Origin of the sequence: Flavobacterium hungaricum, from assembly GCF_015182285.1 — a bacterium.
GTDB classification, from domain to species: domain Bacteria; phylum Bacteroidota; class Bacteroidia; order Flavobacteriales; family Flavobacteriaceae; genus Flavobacterium; species Flavobacterium hungaricum.
The window spans coordinates 640,796-656,779 of record NZ_PRDM01000002.1 but is presented as its reverse complement, the minus strand read 5'-3'; the positions used below and the strand labels follow the sequence as shown (position 1 = coordinate 656,779).

The 15,984-nt window shown below is 33.5% G+C and carries 15 protein-coding genes; 9 read left to right on the top strand and 6 right to left on the bottom strand.

The genetic code is table 11. The features are described 5' to 3' along the window. Together C4F50_RS10590 and C4F50_RS10585 are read left to right on the top strand one after the other, a co-directional pair. The gene (locus C4F50_RS10590) at window positions 1-531 is read left to right on the top strand and encodes a carboxymuconolactone decarboxylase family protein (protein WP_194138631.1); all 531 of its coding nucleotides are present in this window, start codon (window positions 1-3) and stop codon (window positions 529-531) included. A 97-nt stretch (window positions 532-628) separates the two neighbouring features. Further along, entirely contained in the window at window positions 629-1,507 is an 879-nt protein-coding gene (locus C4F50_RS10585) for a helix-turn-helix domain-containing protein (protein ID WP_194138630.1), read from the top strand. Here C4F50_RS10585 and C4F50_RS10580 read toward each other — a convergent pair. Beyond that, entirely contained in the window at window positions 1,504-2,748 is a 1,245-nt protein-coding gene (locus C4F50_RS10580; RefSeq protein WP_194139143.1) for a glycosyltransferase, read from the bottom strand. The genes C4F50_RS10585 and C4F50_RS10580 overlap by 4 nt on opposite strands. 114 nt (window positions 2,749-2,862) lie before the next feature. Between C4F50_RS10580 and C4F50_RS10575 the strand changes: the two genes are divergently transcribed. Together C4F50_RS10575 and C4F50_RS10570 are read left to right on the top strand one after the other, a co-directional pair. After that, window positions 2,863-3,444, top strand: a complete 582-nt coding sequence (locus tag C4F50_RS10575; RefSeq protein WP_194138629.1) for a MiaE family protein — start codon at window positions 2,863-2,865, stop codon at window positions 3,442-3,444. Between the two features lie 75 nt (window positions 3,445-3,519). Then, complete coding sequence (locus tag C4F50_RS10570; RefSeq protein WP_193846705.1) at window positions 3,520-6,228, top strand: AsmA family protein; 2,709 nt, start codon at window positions 3,520-3,522, stop codon at window positions 6,226-6,228. Window positions 6,229-6,304: 76 nt separating this feature from the next. Here the strand turns inward: C4F50_RS10570 and C4F50_RS10565 are convergent, their stop codons facing one another. From C4F50_RS10565 to rplU, 3 genes are all read right to left on the bottom strand, one after another. Next, entirely contained in the window at window positions 6,305-7,594 is a 1,290-nt protein-coding gene (locus C4F50_RS10565) for a hypothetical protein (protein ID WP_228012000.1), read from the bottom strand. A 272-nt stretch (window positions 7,595-7,866) separates the two neighbouring features. Continuing rightward, window positions 7,867-8,127 carry a 50S ribosomal protein L27 gene (rpmA, locus tag C4F50_RS10560; RefSeq protein ID WP_095952625.1) on the bottom strand — a complete coding sequence of 87 codons (261 nt, stop codon included), beginning with the start codon at window positions 8,125-8,127 and terminating at the stop codon, window positions 7,867-7,869. Between the two features lie 24 nt (window positions 8,128-8,151). Next, window positions 8,152-8,589, bottom strand: a complete 438-nt coding sequence (rplU, locus tag C4F50_RS10555) for a 50S ribosomal protein L21 (protein WP_193846699.1) — start codon at window positions 8,587-8,589, stop codon at window positions 8,152-8,154. Window positions 8,590-8,865: 276 nt separating this feature from the next. Between rplU and C4F50_RS10550 the strand changes: the two genes are divergently transcribed. Both C4F50_RS10550 and C4F50_RS10545 read left to right on the top strand, forming a co-directional pair. Further along, entirely contained in the window at window positions 8,866-10,188 is a 1,323-nt protein-coding gene (locus C4F50_RS10550; protein WP_193846697.1) for a M16 family metallopeptidase, read from the top strand. Window positions 10,189-10,201: 13 nt separating this feature from the next. After that, window positions 10,202-12,250: a M16 family metallopeptidase gene (locus C4F50_RS10545; RefSeq protein WP_193846695.1), complete on the top strand. Its 2,049-nt coding sequence runs from the start codon at window positions 10,202-10,204 to the stop codon at window positions 12,248-12,250. 332 nt (window positions 12,251-12,582) lie between these two features. Here the strand turns inward: C4F50_RS10545 and C4F50_RS10540 are convergent, their stop codons facing one another. Continuing rightward, window positions 12,583-13,449 carry a DMT family transporter gene (locus tag C4F50_RS10540; RefSeq protein WP_193846687.1) on the bottom strand — a complete coding sequence of 289 codons (867 nt, stop codon included), beginning with the start codon at window positions 13,447-13,449 and terminating at the stop codon, window positions 12,583-12,585. 101 nt (window positions 13,450-13,550) lie between these two features. Between C4F50_RS10540 and C4F50_RS10535 the strand changes: the two genes are divergently transcribed. The 3 genes from C4F50_RS10535 (at window position 13,551) to C4F50_RS10520 (ending at window position 15,268) form a co-directional block, all read left to right on the top strand. Further along, window positions 13,551-13,928 (top strand): heavy-metal-associated domain-containing protein, encoded by a 378-nt coding sequence (locus tag C4F50_RS10535; RefSeq protein ID WP_193846685.1) that lies wholly within the window; start codon window positions 13,551-13,553, stop codon window positions 13,926-13,928. Window positions 13,929-14,059: 131 nt separating this feature from the next. After that, window positions 14,060-14,320 (top strand): hypothetical protein, encoded by a 261-nt coding sequence (locus C4F50_RS10530; protein ID WP_193846683.1) that lies wholly within the window; start codon window positions 14,060-14,062, stop codon window positions 14,318-14,320. A gap of 369 nt (window positions 14,321-14,689) precedes the next feature. Next, the gene (locus C4F50_RS10520; protein ID WP_193846681.1) at window positions 14,690-15,268 is read left to right on the top strand and encodes a hypothetical protein; all 579 of its coding nucleotides are present in this window, start codon (window positions 14,690-14,692) and stop codon (window positions 15,266-15,268) included. Between the two features lie 154 nt (window positions 15,269-15,422). Here the strand turns inward: C4F50_RS10520 and gldD are convergent, their stop codons facing one another. Beyond that, window positions 15,423-15,983 (bottom strand): gliding motility lipoprotein GldD, encoded by a 561-nt coding sequence (gene gldD / locus C4F50_RS10515; RefSeq protein ID WP_193846679.1) that lies wholly within the window; start codon window positions 15,981-15,983, stop codon window positions 15,423-15,425. Window position 15,984 lies beyond the last annotated feature (1 nt).

The window sequence follows — 15,984 nt, the reverse complement described above, 5'->3', positions numbered from 1 at the left end:
ATGACACGATTAACAGCATTAAACCCAGAAGAAGTAACAGGAAAAACTAAAGACTTATTCAACGCTGTACAAGCAAAATTAGGTTCTGTACCTAACATGATGAGAACAATGGGAAATTCTCCTGCGGTTCTTGAAGGATATTTAAACTTAAGCGGCGCTTTGAGCCACGGAAAATTGAGTGCAAAAACAGGGGAATTAATTGCTTTGGCAGTTTCAGAAAGCAACTCTTGTGATTACTGTTTAGCAGCTCATACTTTTATCGGAGAAAAATTGGTAAAAGCAGATCCAGAAGTTTTAAAAGCCGCGCGAACAGGAAACTCAACTGACGCTAAAACAGAGGCTGTTTTACAATTGGCAAAAACTTTAATCAGCAAAAATGGTTTAGTAAACGACGAAGATGTAAATAAAGCTAAAAACGCAGGAGTTTCTGATGCCGAAATTGCCGAAACTGTTGCGCATACAGCTTTGAATGTTTTAACAAACTATTCCAACAATCTTGCAAATACTGAAATTGATTTTCCAACAGTATAATTCGATATTTTACTGTCGCAATAACAAAAAACAATGTATAAAGATAGCTGTGAATTTATTTCGGAGCTATCTTTATATTTCCAAAAACCACTAGATCATGAGTTCTCAAAATGTTTCTACTTTAATAAACCCGCAGACCGGCAATCTGGCGTTCAAAATACTTTCTTTTGATGATAACAGCTATTTTGATCATTTGCAGCGCAATAATTATTATTCTTTAATTTGGGTAACCAAAGGAAAAGGCAAGGTTAAAGCCGATTTTGCAGAACATCAATTTGAAGAAAACTCACTTCTCGCCTTTTCTCCTTACCAGCCTTTTATGCTTTGTGTGAATGAACCAATTGAAGGAATTGCGATTCACTTTCATCCCGATTTTTATTGTATCCATATGCACCAGAAAGAGGTTTCCTGCAATGGTGTTTTATTCAATAATATTTATCAGCCGCCATATGTTACGATTACAGATCAGGCTGCACTGACTTTTAAAATGGTTATTGAGCAAATGAAAGCCGAAATTCAAAATGCAGAATTGGCGCAATACGAATTGTTGATTTCTTATTTGAAGATTTTTCTAATAACCGCCTCAAGGTTAAAGACAGAACAATTAGAAGAAATGAAATCGGTTCCAGATTCTAAAGAACCTTTTATACTTCAAAATCTGAAGGTTGCGATCGAATTGAATTTCAAAACCAAACATTCGGCTGGAAATTATGCCGATTTACTGAATATTTCTCCAAAAGCTCTGGCTAAATTATCTAAGAATTATTTCAATAAAACTTTGACCGATTTAATTTCGGAACGAATAATTATTGAAGCCAAAAGAGAATTGTACTTAACCAATAAAACGGTTAAAGAAATCGCATACGAATTGGGTTATGACGACGAACATTATTTCAGCCGTTTCTTTAAAACCAATGCCGATGTTTCGCCTCAAATTTATCGTGAAACAGTAGGTTTTGGCAAAATGGACGTTTAATTTTTATTCTTGGCTTCTATCCATTTAGACATGTATTTGGTACTTTTTAAAGTATGATGCTGCAGCAGACTTCCCATGAAATTATGGAGGCGATGCGTTTCTGAATTTTGAAGCAGGTTGTTTATCGCTTCAATTAATTCAACTGCATATTTATTTTTTTGATAACATTGATTTATAATCGCAATACCGCTTTTTTGAGAATTCTTCCAAAGATTTTCATTTTGATAAAGCTCAATTGCTTTTTTTGCAAATTCATGCGGATCATTTTCAACAAAACCATTCCAAGGCAGATTAGGATGCATTGCCTCAGAACCAATAGTTGTGGTTGCACTTGGGGTGCCGCATTGCATGGCTTCTAATAATTTTCCTTTTAAACCGGCACCAAAACGAATGGGAGCCAAAACAACTCTTGCTTTTTTCACTACTTCATTAGCATCCTCTGCCCTTCCTTTAATCAAAAAGCCGTTTTTAGGCTGATGCAGCTGTAATGCTTTTTGAGACGGATATGCCCCGTAAACTTCTAAAACCGCTTCTGGAAATTGCGCCCTGATTGCAGGCCAGATTTCTTCATTTAAATATTGAACGGTATTCCAATTGGGTTCGTGGAGAAAGTTTCCGATGAAAATAAAATTATTTCTTTCGTTAAAAGAAGGAAGTTTTCTTAAATCTTCCTCATTCATTTCATCAACCAAAAATGGCAGATATTGCAGCAAACTGGAATCGATTTTAAAAACGTTTTTTAAGATTTCTATTTCAACTTCAGAAATAATATAACTTAAATCGCATCTTAAGATACTGGCAATTTCACGTTTTGCAACTTCTTCTGAAAGCAGATCTGTGAGCTCAAAAGTTCTTTTTTCTTTAAAAGCCTTTTGCCTTGCGGTTCTTAAACAATGCAGATCTTCTGTATCTAAAATACGAATGGCATTGGGGCAGTTTTCTGAAACGCGCCATCCAAACTGTTCTTCAATCATAAAACGATCAAACAAAACAACAGCTGGATTGAGCTCTTTTATAAAAATATCAAAAGTAGGACTGTTTAATTCGATCGCCTTTTTATGAACGCCAAACTGACTTAAATCTACCATAAAATTGCTATCCAATGCTGGACTTGCAAAGGTTATTTCGAAGCTATGCTCCTGAAAGATAGAAATCAACTGCATCATTCTGCTCCCCGCAGCAGATGAGTTTGGTTCTGGCCAGACAAAGCCAATAATTAAGAGTTTTTTGGGCTGTTCCATTTTAATTGGTTTCATTTTACAAAATAATACATTTCCGAACGTTTTTGCACCATTTTTACTGACTTTTGGTCGTAAAAAAACACTAATTTTGCAGCAATAAATCTCCGCTGCATTATGTTAGGATTAAAATTAGCTACAGACCCGCGCTGGGTCAATATCGTTGAGTCAAATATTGAAGAAATTTTAACGGATCATGCTTGGTGCGAACAAAAAGCTGCTTCTAACGCGATCAGTATTGTTACATACAATTCTGAATTAGAAGAACTTGTAACCGAAATGCTAGTGATCGCCAGAGAAGAGCTGGAACACTTGCAAATGGTGCATGAAGTAATTAAGAAACGAGGACTTACTTTAGGACGTGAGCGAAAAGATCATTATGTAAATGAACTTTTTAAGTTTATGAAGAAAGATGGAAGCCGCAGAGATGCACTTTGTGACCGTTTATTATTTTCGGCAATGATCGAAGCAAGAAGCTGTGAACGCTTTAAAGTCCTTTCTGAAAATATTAAAGATGAAGAATTAGCCAAATTCTATCGTGATTTAATGATTTCTGAAGCGGGGCATTACACCACTTTTTTAGGATTTGCCAGAAAATATCAAGACAATATTGATATTGACAAACGCTGGAAAGAATGGATTGAATACGAAGGTTCTATCATTACCAATTATGGTAAAAATGAAACCGTTCACGGATAATCTAATGTTTTTTTATTTTCATTACCCCCATTACCCCCACCCCACGATCAATTAAAATACCGCATCTAAGCCTATATGTCTAAAATTACATCAAAACCGTTCTTATTAAAAACAGCTAAATATACCGTAATTACACTTGCCGTAATCTTAGCATTACTATTTGTAACACCTATTATTTTTGCAGATCAGATTAAAGAAAAAATTAAGAAAACAGCCAACGAAAGTTTAAGTGCCGAACTTAATTATTCGGATGTTTCTGTTTCGTTTTTTCACCATTTTCCGTCCCTGACATTAACCTTGACCGATCTGCACTTAAATGGTTCAGCGCCGTATAAGAATGAAAAATTTATCACCGCAAAAGAAGTTTCTTTTGGTATTGATGTGGTAAGTTTAATTTTTAGTGAATCAGCAAAAATTGATCAGATCTATTTATCCGATGCTTTTATCAATGTAAAAGTAAGTCCAAACGGAGAGGCAAACTACAATATTTACAAATCTACAGCGAAAGACACTAAGCCTAAAGACAGCACTGACACGGCGATAACACTCGAAAGAATACAAATCTTAAATAGTAAAATTATTTATGACGACCAATCAACAAAAGTACATTTTGACGCGATTGGCTTTGATTATTTAGGAAAAGGAGATTTAAGCAAAGCTGTATTTGATCTTCATTCAAGAGCAAAAATAGAGAAGCTGAATATTATCTACGATAACGAACCTTATTTAATGAATAAAAAAGTAGATGCTGATCTGATTACTCAGGTCAACGTAAACTCTTTGTCATTCTTTTTTCAGCAGAACAATTTAAAAATCAATCAGCTGTCTGTTGATTTTAAAGGAAAATTTGATTTCTTAAAAGATGGTTATAACATGGATTTTGTTATTAAATCTGACGACAGCGAGTTGTATGATGTATTTACAGCTTTCCCGCCAAAATACATTACCTGGCTCTCTAAAACCGAACTGAAAGGAAATACCAATCTGCTTCTAACATTGAAGGGGAAATACATTGCATCACAAAACATCGCACCAGATTTAAACTTTGATTTAAAAATAGAAGATGGTTTTATAAATTATGACAATAGTGATTTTCCAGTTTCAGATTTAAATTTTGAAATTAAAACCAAAGTCCCTTCCTTAAAGCCAAATCTACTAATTGTAGACGCTGCAAATCTATCTTTAAATGTAGGCGACGATTATTTAAAATCGAAATTTTATTTAGAAGGATTGAATGCGCCAACTGTAGACGCCGCCTTTAAAGCTAAAATTGATCTTGAAAAACTAAACAAAGGACTGGGAGTTCCTGGTTTGACCTTAAGAGGGATTTTGACTGGAGATGTTCAGGCAAAAGGTAAATTTGACCGAAAAAATAAACTTTTTCCGATTGCAAACGGTACAATAGATCTTAAAAAAGGCTTTGTACAAACGAGTTATTATCCTAACCCTATTACCAATATTGAATTTAAAACTACAATAGAGGACAAAAAAGGAACATTTCAAGATTTAAAAATCAACCTTAAACCTGCTCAATTAACCTTTGAAGGAAACCCTGTCTTTGTTCAGGCATTGTTGCACAATTTTGACGATTTAAATTATGATGTTACCGCAAAAGGTGAACTTGATGTAAAAAAAATATACAAAGTTTTCTCTTATAAAGGATTGGATTTAGATGGTTTTATAAAAGCAGATCTGGCCTTAAAAGGAAAACAAAGTGATGCCATAAAAGGAAATTATGAAAAATTAAACAACAAAGGAACTCTAGAAATCAGAAATATTGGGATAGCCTCAGAATTTCTGCCTCAAAAGTTTATTATAAGAGACGGTCTTTTTACAATCAATCAAGACAAAATCCTGTTTAACAATTTCCTTGCATCCTACGGACAATCGGATTTTAAAATGAACGGCTATCTACAAAATGCAATAAATTATGCTACTAGAAAAAACGGAGTTTTAAAAGGCTCGTTTACTGTTTCTTCGAAATATATTAATGTAGACGAATTTATGTTTAATAATACTCCAAAAACTCACGAAGCAAAGAATGAAAGTAACCAATCTGGAGTGATTATAATTCCCAAGAATTTTGATCTGGAGCTTATCGCGAATGCACAGAAAGTTTATTTTGATAAATTGACACTTGAGAATGCAGGAGGAAACCTAAATATGAACAACGGTAAACTGATGATGCAGCAAACCGGCTTTAACTTAATTGGCTGCCATGTTGCCATGAACGGAAGTTATCAGGCTGTTGACACTCAGAATGCTAATTTTGATTACACGATTAAAGCATCTGATTTTGATATTAAGAGAGCGTACAATGAAATTGATGTATTCAAAAAAATGGCAAGTGCTGCCCAGAAAGCACAGGGAATTGTTTCACTTAACTATCAATTAAGAGGCAGATTAAATGGCAATATGAATCCCGTTTATCCTTCTCTTACCGGCGGAGGAACGCTTTCTGTAAAAGATGTAAAAGTTAGAGGTTTAAAAATGTTTGGAGCTGTAAGCAAAAAAACTGGTTCAGAATCAATGAAGAACCCAGATGTTTCTAAAGTAGACATAACCACTACAGTTAAGAACAACATTATGACCATAGACCGATTTAAATTTAAGTTTGCAGGCTTTAGACCTCGAATTGAAGGCACAACCAGTCTAGATGGAAAACTAAACTTAAAAATGCGTTTGGGACTTCCTCCTTTAGGAATATTCGGAATTCCTATGACTATAACCGGTACGCAAGATAATCCGAAAATAAAAGTTGGAAGCAAAACGGAAGAGCCGTAAAAACACAGAATCGTTTAAACTCCAATGAATAAAAAAACCTTTGTCAAAGTTTTAAACTTTAGCAAAGGTTTTTTCATTACTTTATAAATACAATTTTAGAAACATATAAAATTCCTTTTGCCAGCAGCCACAATAAGACTGCGACACCAAGTAATTTCCATGCCCAGACACTTCGTCTCCAATCAGAAAAAAAGCTTAGAATTTCAAAGTATTTGATCACAAGGTAAACACTTGTTCCGATTAATGAAAACCATATAATTTCGTTTAAACGGAAGTAAAACCCAAATACAAAAACTGCCGTCAAAAAAATAATGGTTACAAACTGCAGGTAATAATAATTTCCAAAATGAATCCTGTAATTCGATTTTAAAGAAAGAATTAAAAAAGATAATGTCAGCAAACTTATCAAAGCCGCAATACTATTATAAAAAAGAGGATTACACTGCAAAATAAGCACTACTGTGATAACAATGGCTATAACCGTGCATCCGCCAAGAGAATTAATACTTCTGTCTCTGCGATCACTTGTAAAAGGAAACAAAACAGGATATAAATATTTCTCTAAAAATCGCCAGAAAGGCAAAGCATAAATTGCCGCAATTCCTGATAAAACTATTTCATAATTATAAAAAATATCCTGAGGAACATTGCACAACACATACAAAAGAGCCAGGGTAAGCGCCAAAGCAGGAAGACAAATCGTTTTTACAGCTTGCCAAGGATCAGCGTCCCAAAAGTTATTCTCAATTTTAAAAACGTATCTTTTCAGCAGGTATTCTTGGGCAAAAATTGCCGTAGACTGACTCCACAACAAACATAAACCTACATGCACAATGACTGTACGAAGTACAAATTCTTCAATTTTACAGCCGTAAAATATACAAACAATACTTATTACTAATAATTCATACGTCAGCAAAACAGGAGAAAATAAAAACCGGAATAAAGGGGCTAGATGTTTAATCAAAAAATCTATCAGCAGGTTCCAATACTTTTTGAATAATGCAATAATAGCGCAAATGGCAATAAAGGCCGATAAATAAAACATCCAATTCGTAAGCAGCTGGGTCTGCATCCAAAACTGAACTGGAGAATTTTTTGGTGCAGTATACTGGATTTCTGAATTTGCAAAAACCTGCAATGCTAATTCATCTCTAAGATTATCGTCTAATTGAGGAAATTGGCTTTTATGTTGCAGCCAAAAATTGGCCGTATTTACACCATTCTTTTTCAGAACAGCTAGTTCATACAAAACATTTTTCTGTTCTGTACTAAGCAAAACCAAATGACTGTTGATACTATCTGAACTTGTTTTACCATACATACTGAAACCCATCAGCAGTATAACTATTATTATTTTCCTCAACTTTTAAATTTTTAAAATAATCAAGGATTAAAATCCTTTAAGACAAATATAAGTTTTAAAGGAAATAAGATTAAATCTTGCGGGAAAATATTTTTACAGGCTGATTATTTTAACGCAAAGTACGCTAAGAATTACACAAAGTTCACAAAGCTTTGCGGTTTCTGCTTCTAACCAATATTTATAGTATTTATTAGCGTAAAGTCTTTAAAAGAACGAAACAAAAAACCCGTTCATTTCTGAACGGGTTTTGTAAAAAGTAATCTTTATGAATATTAAGCCTCGAAAGGAATAATAGATACATAAGATTTGTTATCTCTTTTCTTTTGGAACTTAACAACTCCAGCAACTCTTGCATGAAGAGTGTGATCTTTACTAATGTAAACGTTTTCACCTGGATTATGTTTTGAACCTCTTTGTCTAACGATGATGTTTCCAGCAATAGCAGCTTGACCACCAAAAATCTTAACGCCTAAACGTTTTGATTCTGATTCTCTACCATTCTTCGAACTACCGACACCTTTCTTGTGAGCCATGACGTATAAGTTTAAATATTGTTATTATTCTTTAGTAGTCTCTTTTTTTGCTTTTGGAGCTGCTGCTTTTTTAGCCTTTGGAGCTTCTTCAGTAGCTGGAGCTTCTTCTGCTACAACTGCTTTTTTAGCTGCTGCTTTTTTAGTTCCTCCTGCTGCAGTAATACCTTCAATTACAATTTGTGTAAGATATTGTCTGTGACCATTTCTTTTTTTGTATCCTTTTCTTCTTTTCTTTTTGAAAACGATAACTTTATCACCTTTTAAGTGTTGTAACACTTTAGCTTCTACTGAAGCACCTTCTATAGCTGGGGCGCCTAAAGTTACGCTTCCGTTATCGTCTAATAAAAGAACTTTGTCAAAAGAAATTTTTGAACCTTCTTCGTTAGCCAAACGGTTAACATAAACCTTTAAGTCTTTGCTTACTTTAAATTGTTGCCCTGCTATCTCTACGATTGCATACATACCAAATTGATTTATTGATTTTTAAGGTTGCAAATATACAATTAAAAATTTATTGTGCAATCTATACGATTAAAAATATTTTTATCATTAAATATGCTGTTTTTCAATGACTTTAAAACAAAAATCGAAATACTTTCTAAGTAAAAGATTGTTAAAATAACATTCTATTACAAACAAATCATCGATTGATAATTAAAATAAACTATTTTTGATGTAACTATAATCAACTATTGTCTACCTACACATTATAATAGGTATATAAAATTATTAATCTTTATGAAAAAATCAATAATGATGTTAAGTGCTGCATTAATGCTCGGCGGAGTGGCTCATGCTCAAAAAGTAGCTTTTGAAGAATACAATTTAGACAACGGTCTTCATGTTATCCTGCATAACGATCCTTCTGCACCTGTTGTTATCACTTCTGTAATGTATCATGTTGGATCAAAAGACGAACGCCCTGACCGAACAGGATTTGCTCACTTTTTTGAACATTTATTATTTGAAGGAACTCAAAATATCAAACGAGGCGAATGGATGAAAATTGTTACCGCAAATGGAGGCGTAAACAATGCTAACACTAACGATGACAGAACTTATTACTACGAAGTTTTTCCGTCAAACAGCTTAGAGCTTGGTTTGTGGATGGAATCTGAAAGATTAATGCATCCAATTATCAATAAAATTGGTGTTGAAACCCAAAATGAAGTAGTTAAGGAAGAGAAAAGAATGCGTTACGACAATCAGCCATACGGAAATATTCTTCCGGAGGTAAAGAAAAACATGTTCAAAAATCACCCGTATCGCTGGACGACTATAGGCTCTATGAAAGATCTAGATGCGGCAACTCTGGAGGAATTTCAGGCTTTTAATAAAAAATTCTATACGCCAAATAATGCCGTTTTGGTTGTAGCCGGGGATTTTGAAAAAACCAAAACAAAAGAATGGATTCAGAAATACTTTGGCTCAATTCCAAGAGGCGAAGAGGTTAAAAAACAGACTTATACAGAACAACCTATTACTCAAACTATAAAAGCAACTTACGAAGATCCGAACATTCAGATTCCAATGGTGGTTGCTTCTTACAGAACACCTTCGATGAAAACGAGAGACGCAAGAGTTTTAGATTTGATCTCTTCTTATTTAAGTGATGGAAAAAGTTCCAAATTGTACAAAAAAATAGTTGACGACAAAAAAATGGCGCTGCAGATCGGAGCTGTAGGTTTTAGTCAGGAAGACTACGGAATGTATATTTTGTACGGTCTGCCAATGGCACCAAACACAACGGCCGATATTCTAAAAGAAATGGACGAAGAAATCGTAAAAATCCAAACTGATTTGATTTCTGAGAAAGACTACGAAAAACTACAAAATAAATTCGATAATAATTACGTGAATGCCAATGCAAGCGTAGAAGGAATTGCCGAAAATCTGGCTTCTTATTATTTATTGTATGGAGATGTCAATCTAATCAATACCGAAATTGATATTTACCATTCTATTACAAGAGAAGAAATTAGAGAAGTAGCCAAAAAGTATCTAAACCCTAATCAACGTTTGGTTTTAGATTATATCCCTTCAACAAAATCGCAAAATTAAGAAGCCTCGAATCATGAAAAAAATACATACATTTTTAATCCTTTTATTCCTATCTGGAATTATGCAAGCACAAGATCGTCCACAACCAAAGCCAGGCAGTTCGCCAGTAGTCAACATCAAAAAACCGCAGACTTTTGTCTTGGCAAACGGAATGAAGGTTTTAGTGGTTGAAAATCACAAACTGCCTCGAGTAAGTTTTAACCTTACTCTTGATAATGCGCCATTTATTGAAGGAAACAAAAAGGGCGTAGATGAACTAACAAGCAGTTTGATCGGAAACGGAACCAAAAAAACTACCAAAGAAGCTTTTAATGAAGAAATTGATTTCTACGGAGCCAATATCAACTTTAATTCTCAAGGCGCTTATGCAAGTTCTTTGTCTAAATATTCAGGAAGAGTATTAGAACTTTTGGCCGAAGGAGCATTACAGCCGAATTTTACTCAATCCGAATTTGATAAAGAAAAAGCTAAACTTCTTGAAGGTCTTAAAGCAGACGAGAAAAGCGTTCCTGCAATTGCCAATCGTGTTGTAGACGTTCTGGCTTTTGGAAAAAATCATCCAAGCGGCGAATATCTTTCTGAGCAAACCGTAAAAAACGTAACTCTTACAGACGTTCAGAACAATTACAATACTTACTTTGTTCCAGAAAACGCTTATTTAGTAGTAATTGGTGATGTAAAATTTAAAGAAACAAAATCGTCTGTAGAGAAATTGTTTGGAGGCTGGAAAAAACAAACTGCACCAAAAAACAGTTATCCAGATCCTGTAAATGTTTCCAAACTTCAAATTGATTTTGTAGATGTTCCAAATGCGGTACAATCTGAAATTTCGCTTATTAATACCGTAAATTTAAGAATGAGCGATCCAGATTTCTTTCCTGCTGTAATTGCCAATCAAATTTTAGGAGGCGATTTCAATAGTTACTTAAATATGAATTTACGCGAACAGCATGCGTGGACTTACGGCGCAAGTTCGAACATTGGAAGCAGTAAATATGTAAGTAAATTTAAAGCTTCGTCTGCTGTTAGAAACACCGTTACCGATAGCGCAGTAGTTCAATTTATTAAAGAAATTAAAAGAATCAGAACCGAAAGAGTGGATCCAGAGGTTTTAAGAAACGTAAAAGCAGGTTATATTGGAAGATTTGTAATGCAGGTCGAAAAACCACAGGCTGTTGCACGTTATGCTTTAAACATTGAAACAGAAAAACTTCCCGCAGATTTCTATGAAAAATACATTCAGACCATTAATAATGTAACGGCAGACGATATCTATCGTGTGGCTAACAAATATTTTTTATTAGATAATATGCGCATTGTTATTGTCGGAAAAGGTTCTGATGTACTGACAGGTCTGGAAAAACTGCAAATTCCGATTTCTTATTTTGATAAATACGGAAATCCGGTTGAAAAACCTGCTGTTAAAAAAGAAGCTCCAAAAGACATTTCTGCCAAAACTGTTTTTGAAGATTATATTAAAGCAATTGGCGGCGAAAAAGCGGTTACAAGTGTAAAAACTCTTTTTATGAATGGCTCTACAACAATCCCGCAAGCCCCGACTCCGCTTACTTTTATATCAAAATTAGATTCTAAAGGAAAAATGATGGTTTCCTTATCAATGGGAACAATGAATTTAATGAAGCAGGTTGTAAACGAAAAAGGTGCTTACATCGAACAGCAAGGTCAGAGAAAAAACCTGGAAGGCGAGGATTTAGTTGAAATGAAAGCAAACGCCGCTCCTTTTGAAGAATTACAGCTTGTAAAAAGAACTGATTTAAAAGTTGAAGGAATTGAACCTATTAACGGAAGTGATGCTTATGTTATTAAAGACGGCAAAACTACTTATTATTACGATATTAAATCAGGCTTAAAAACAGCCGAATCTAAACTTCGTGAACAAGCCGGAAAATCAGTAACTCAAATCACTAACTTTAATGATTACAGAGAAGTAAAAGGTGTAAAAGTGCCTTTTAACTTAGTTCAGAATATTGGTTTTGAATTGGACATCAAAATGGCCGACATTAAAATTAACGAAGGAGTTTCTGAAAAAGATTTCTTGTAGTAGAGATTCAACGCTGCAAAAGGCTCAAAGGAACAAAGGTTTGAGCTACTAAGTTACTTAGGTTTTAAGATTTTTTAAGGGCTTTGTCAAAGTTTAAAACTTTGACAAAGCTTTTTTTATGAAATCATTTTATCAGACCGAGCGAAGTAAAGCCAAACTCTTAACTTATAACTCTTAACTCCTAACTCCTAACTCTTAACTCTTAACCCTCAACCCTTAACTCTTAACCTTTAACCCCTAACTCTTAACTTATAACCCTTAACCCTTAACCCTTAACCCTTAACTCCTAACTACTAACTCCCAGCTACTAACTTACAACTACTAACCTCCTATCACTTCTTAGCCGACAAATAAACGCCAATTAAAATAATAAATGCACCGAAAAACTGAATCGGAGTCAGCATTTCGTTATCTAATAATCCCCAGAAAAAAGCGACGATCGGAATCAAATACGTTACTGAAGTTGCAAATACTGGAGACGACATTTGAATTAATCTAAAGAAAACTATGTTGGCAATTCCAGTTCCTAAGACACCTAAAATCATCACGAAGAAGATGGAGGTTTGCGCCGTTTCAAGATGTATTTTCTGACTGATATCTGTTGTGCTCAATATTAAAAGTGCTGGCAGCAACAATACGGTAAAATTTCCCGTTGTAATACTCAGCGAATTTAAATCGTGTAAATATTTCTTAATTAAATTCACATTTATAGCATAACTAAGCGTAGCGATAACAACCAGCGAAACATAAAGGTAATTTTGACCTCCCCCCGCAGCATCACCGCTTAAAACCAAAAGCAAACACCCCACAAGTCCAACAAAAACACCCAAAATCTGTCGTTTTTGAAACTGAATCCCAAAAGCTACAGTTCCCAAAACTAAAGTATTTAAAGGTGTCAGTGAATTTAAAATAGCCACAATAGAGCTGTCAACCTGCGTTTCGGCAATGGCAAAAAGATAAGCCGGCATAAAAGTTCCAAATAGAGAAGTTACAGCAACAAACTTCCACTGTCGGCGGGAGATTTTTTTAAGACTTTTAAAACCTATAAGTAACAGAAACAAGGCTGCAAAAATGATTCTAAACGACCCAACCTGAATCGCCGTTAAGCCGATCAATCCTTTTTTTATTAAAATAAAAGAACTCCCCCAAATAAGAGAAAGAATAGTTAAATAAATCCACTTTAACTGTTTTGTTTCCATAAATCGTCTTTTACTGCAAATTTGTAATAATTTTATGGACTGACCTCTCGGTTTTTATTAATTTTGCACAAAAGTTATTTAGTCATTTAAATCTATATATAATGAAGATTTCAAAAATTTTAATTGCCGCAACAATCGTTGGTCTAACCCTTACCAGCTGTAAAAAAGAAGAAGATAAAAGCCTGCAAGTTGTAAATGCAGAAAAAAATACCGCTAAAGAACACAAAGCAATTGCTGCAGAAAATCTACAAACTGCAAGTTTCACAATAGACGGAATGACTTGTGCTGTTGGATGTGCAAAAACTATAGAAGAAGAATTAGCAAATCTTGATGGAGTTGAAAAAGCAACCGTAGATTTTGACAAAAAAACTGCCACTGTAAGCTTTGATAAAACGGTTCAAAATCCAGAATCTTTAACTAAAGTCGTTCAGGAAACTGGAGACGGAAAAACTTATAAAGTTTCAAATTTTAAGTCTTAAGTTTTTCAAATTAAGATATTAAAAAGGCGTTCAAATTTGAACGCCTTTTTAATTTATATTTGTTAAGAAACTGCTTTAATGCACGAGCGAGACGCTCTCGCTGGCTTGGGGCTTTTCATAATAATATATTTATGATAAACATAAGAATTGACGAAGTAGGGGATATAAATTTTGATTATCCCTATTTGGAAGTTTTCTTAAAAGATGGTCAAAAACCCTTTTTAGAAATTGGAATTTCGGAAGAGAAAGAATTAGTTTTCAAATTTTATACGTCTAAAACTGATGTTTTAATGAATGTTGATGAGTGGAAACATATTCTTTCTGCAGCAAATGAATTTTTACCTCGAGCATTAAAAAATGAGGAAGATTATTTAAACTTTAATGAAAAATAAAAGTGAAGTTACGAGTCTTTAAAAAAAATAAAACCTAATAGCACCAGCCATATAAACGCCTCATAATTTTGCACTTGGAACAATATCATAGTAAAATTCTATCCAAATGAATAATTTAAAATGGTTTAACAAATTTAAAAATCCAGAATCTTTGACTAAAGTCGTTCAGGAAACTGGAGACGGAAAAACTTATAAAGTTTCAAATTTTAAGTCTTAAGTTTTCAAATTTAGATATTAAAAAGGCGTTCAAATTTGAACGCCTTTTTAATTTATATTTGTTAAGAAACTGCCTGAATGCACAAGCGAGATGCTTGCGCTAGTTTGGGTAAAGTTAAAAAATGGTTCAGAGATGTAAGAAGGAAGATAATCATGGAAGATATTTCAGAAAAATTTCGCAAATATTTATTTAAAGTACTTTATAAAAAGGAAAGTTACTTTTTAGTTTGGGGTGCCTATTTAGAAACAGATGAAGAATTTATTCTTAGAGATAAAAATGATAGAATTCTTATATTTCCTGATTTTATCACTTTAAAAAATTATGTCAATAATGAGATAAATATGAGTGAATTGAATGATTGGGTTAATTCTTTTAAAGACATAAGTAATGTTAAAATAATTGATTTCGATATCTTAAGTAAATTAAAAAATGAAAAAGAACTTAACGAAAAAAATATTCAAATATGGCATAATTTATCAATTCTTATTGAATTTTATAGTGACTTATTATATATTAATAATGAGTACTTAGAGAATGCATCGTTAGAGATTTTTTTAGAAATTTATAATAATAATTTCATATGGAATAATCATTCTAAAACAGATTTTACAATTGATAAAAAATTTCTAATAGAAGTTGAAAAAATTTTAAGTTTTTTAGAACAAAAAATCTTAATAATTGAGCCCAGCTCTCCGAAGAGTTCCAATGAAAAGCTGCGTAAACATCTCTGACTTTGCGCAGTTTTTTATATAATACAAATCTTAAACTAATCGTTGATAAAGCTTTTGGACACATAACAGGCATCTAAATTCTGCTTATCAAGTATTTTCAAAAAAGCCCTTTATCTTTTTAGCACACTACAGAACAAAATATGGATTTATTTCTCTATTTCCACTTCAACGTTTCCATCAAACGCTGCATATCGTTTTTAATATAACTTGCTGCAGGCATAATCGAATCGAAGTTAGGTTTTGCATAAAAATAAACAGAACCTGTTAAAAAATGCCTAGTACTGTCTGTAACGTAAAATTGAGAGTTTGTCGCTGCATTTCCATCAACTTGATAAAACATTCCGTATACTTTTTTTGAAGGATTAATGTAAGGTTGCTCCAAAATATCATCTGCTTTAATTACGTGTTCGTAAGTCAGTTTTTGAGCGTCTCTTAAAAGTTTATCAATATTGCCATTTACAGGTTTATAGGTCAAATAAATCGTTGCTTTCATTTTAGGATACGTAATCGTAAAACCGCATTCTTTTTCACCCTTAATAATCGCATCTTCATTCATTTCGAAAGCAAACGGACAGCTGTTTTCAAAATTCATATACGCAGCTTCTGGATAGTCCAGACGCAAAAAGCTAACTGGTTTTGGCACCACATCATTTTTACAGCTTACCATCATGATCGCCAAAATCATCGTTGACGCAAAAATTATTTTTTTCAGCATT

Coding starts and splice junctions, on each gene's coding strand:
- C4F50_RS10590 (WP_194138631.1), top strand. CDS start 1: ATGACACGATTAACAGCATTAAACCCAGAAGAAGTAACAGGAAAAACT.
- C4F50_RS10585 (WP_194138630.1), top strand. CDS start 629: ATGAGTTCTCAAAATGTTTCTACTTTAATAAACCCGCAGACCGGCAAT.
- C4F50_RS10580 (WP_194139143.1), bottom strand. CDS start 2,748: ATGGAACAGCCCAAAAAACTCTTAATTATTGGCTTTGTCTGGCCAGAA.
- C4F50_RS10575 (WP_194138629.1), top strand. CDS start 2,863: ATGTTAGGATTAAAATTAGCTACAGACCCGCGCTGGGTCAATATCGTT.
- C4F50_RS10570 (WP_193846705.1), top strand. CDS start 3,520: ATGTCTAAAATTACATCAAAACCGTTCTTATTAAAAACAGCTAAATAT.
- rpmA (WP_095952625.1), bottom strand. CDS start 8,127: ATGGCTCACAAGAAAGGTGTCGGTAGTTCGAAGAATGGTAGAGAATCA.
- rplU (WP_193846699.1), bottom strand. CDS start 8,589: ATGTATGCAATCGTAGAGATAGCAGGGCAACAATTTAAAGTAAGCAAA.
- C4F50_RS10550 (WP_193846697.1), top strand. CDS start 8,866: ATGAAAAAATCAATAATGATGTTAAGTGCTGCATTAATGCTCGGCGGA.
- C4F50_RS10545 (WP_193846695.1), top strand. CDS start 10,202: ATGAAAAAAATACATACATTTTTAATCCTTTTATTCCTATCTGGAATT.
- C4F50_RS10540 (WP_193846687.1), bottom strand. CDS start 13,449: ATGGAAACAAAACAGTTAAAGTGGATTTATTTAACTATTCTTTCTCTT.
- C4F50_RS10535 (WP_193846685.1), top strand. CDS start 13,551: ATGAAGATTTCAAAAATTTTAATTGCCGCAACAATCGTTGGTCTAACC.
- C4F50_RS10530 (WP_193846683.1), top strand. CDS start 14,060: ATGATAAACATAAGAATTGACGAAGTAGGGGATATAAATTTTGATTAT.
- C4F50_RS10520 (WP_193846681.1), top strand. CDS start 14,690: ATGGAAGATATTTCAGAAAAATTTCGCAAATATTTATTTAAAGTACTT.
- gldD (WP_193846679.1), bottom strand. CDS start 15,983: ATGCTGAAAAAAATAATTTTTGCGTCAACGATGATTTTGGCGATCATG.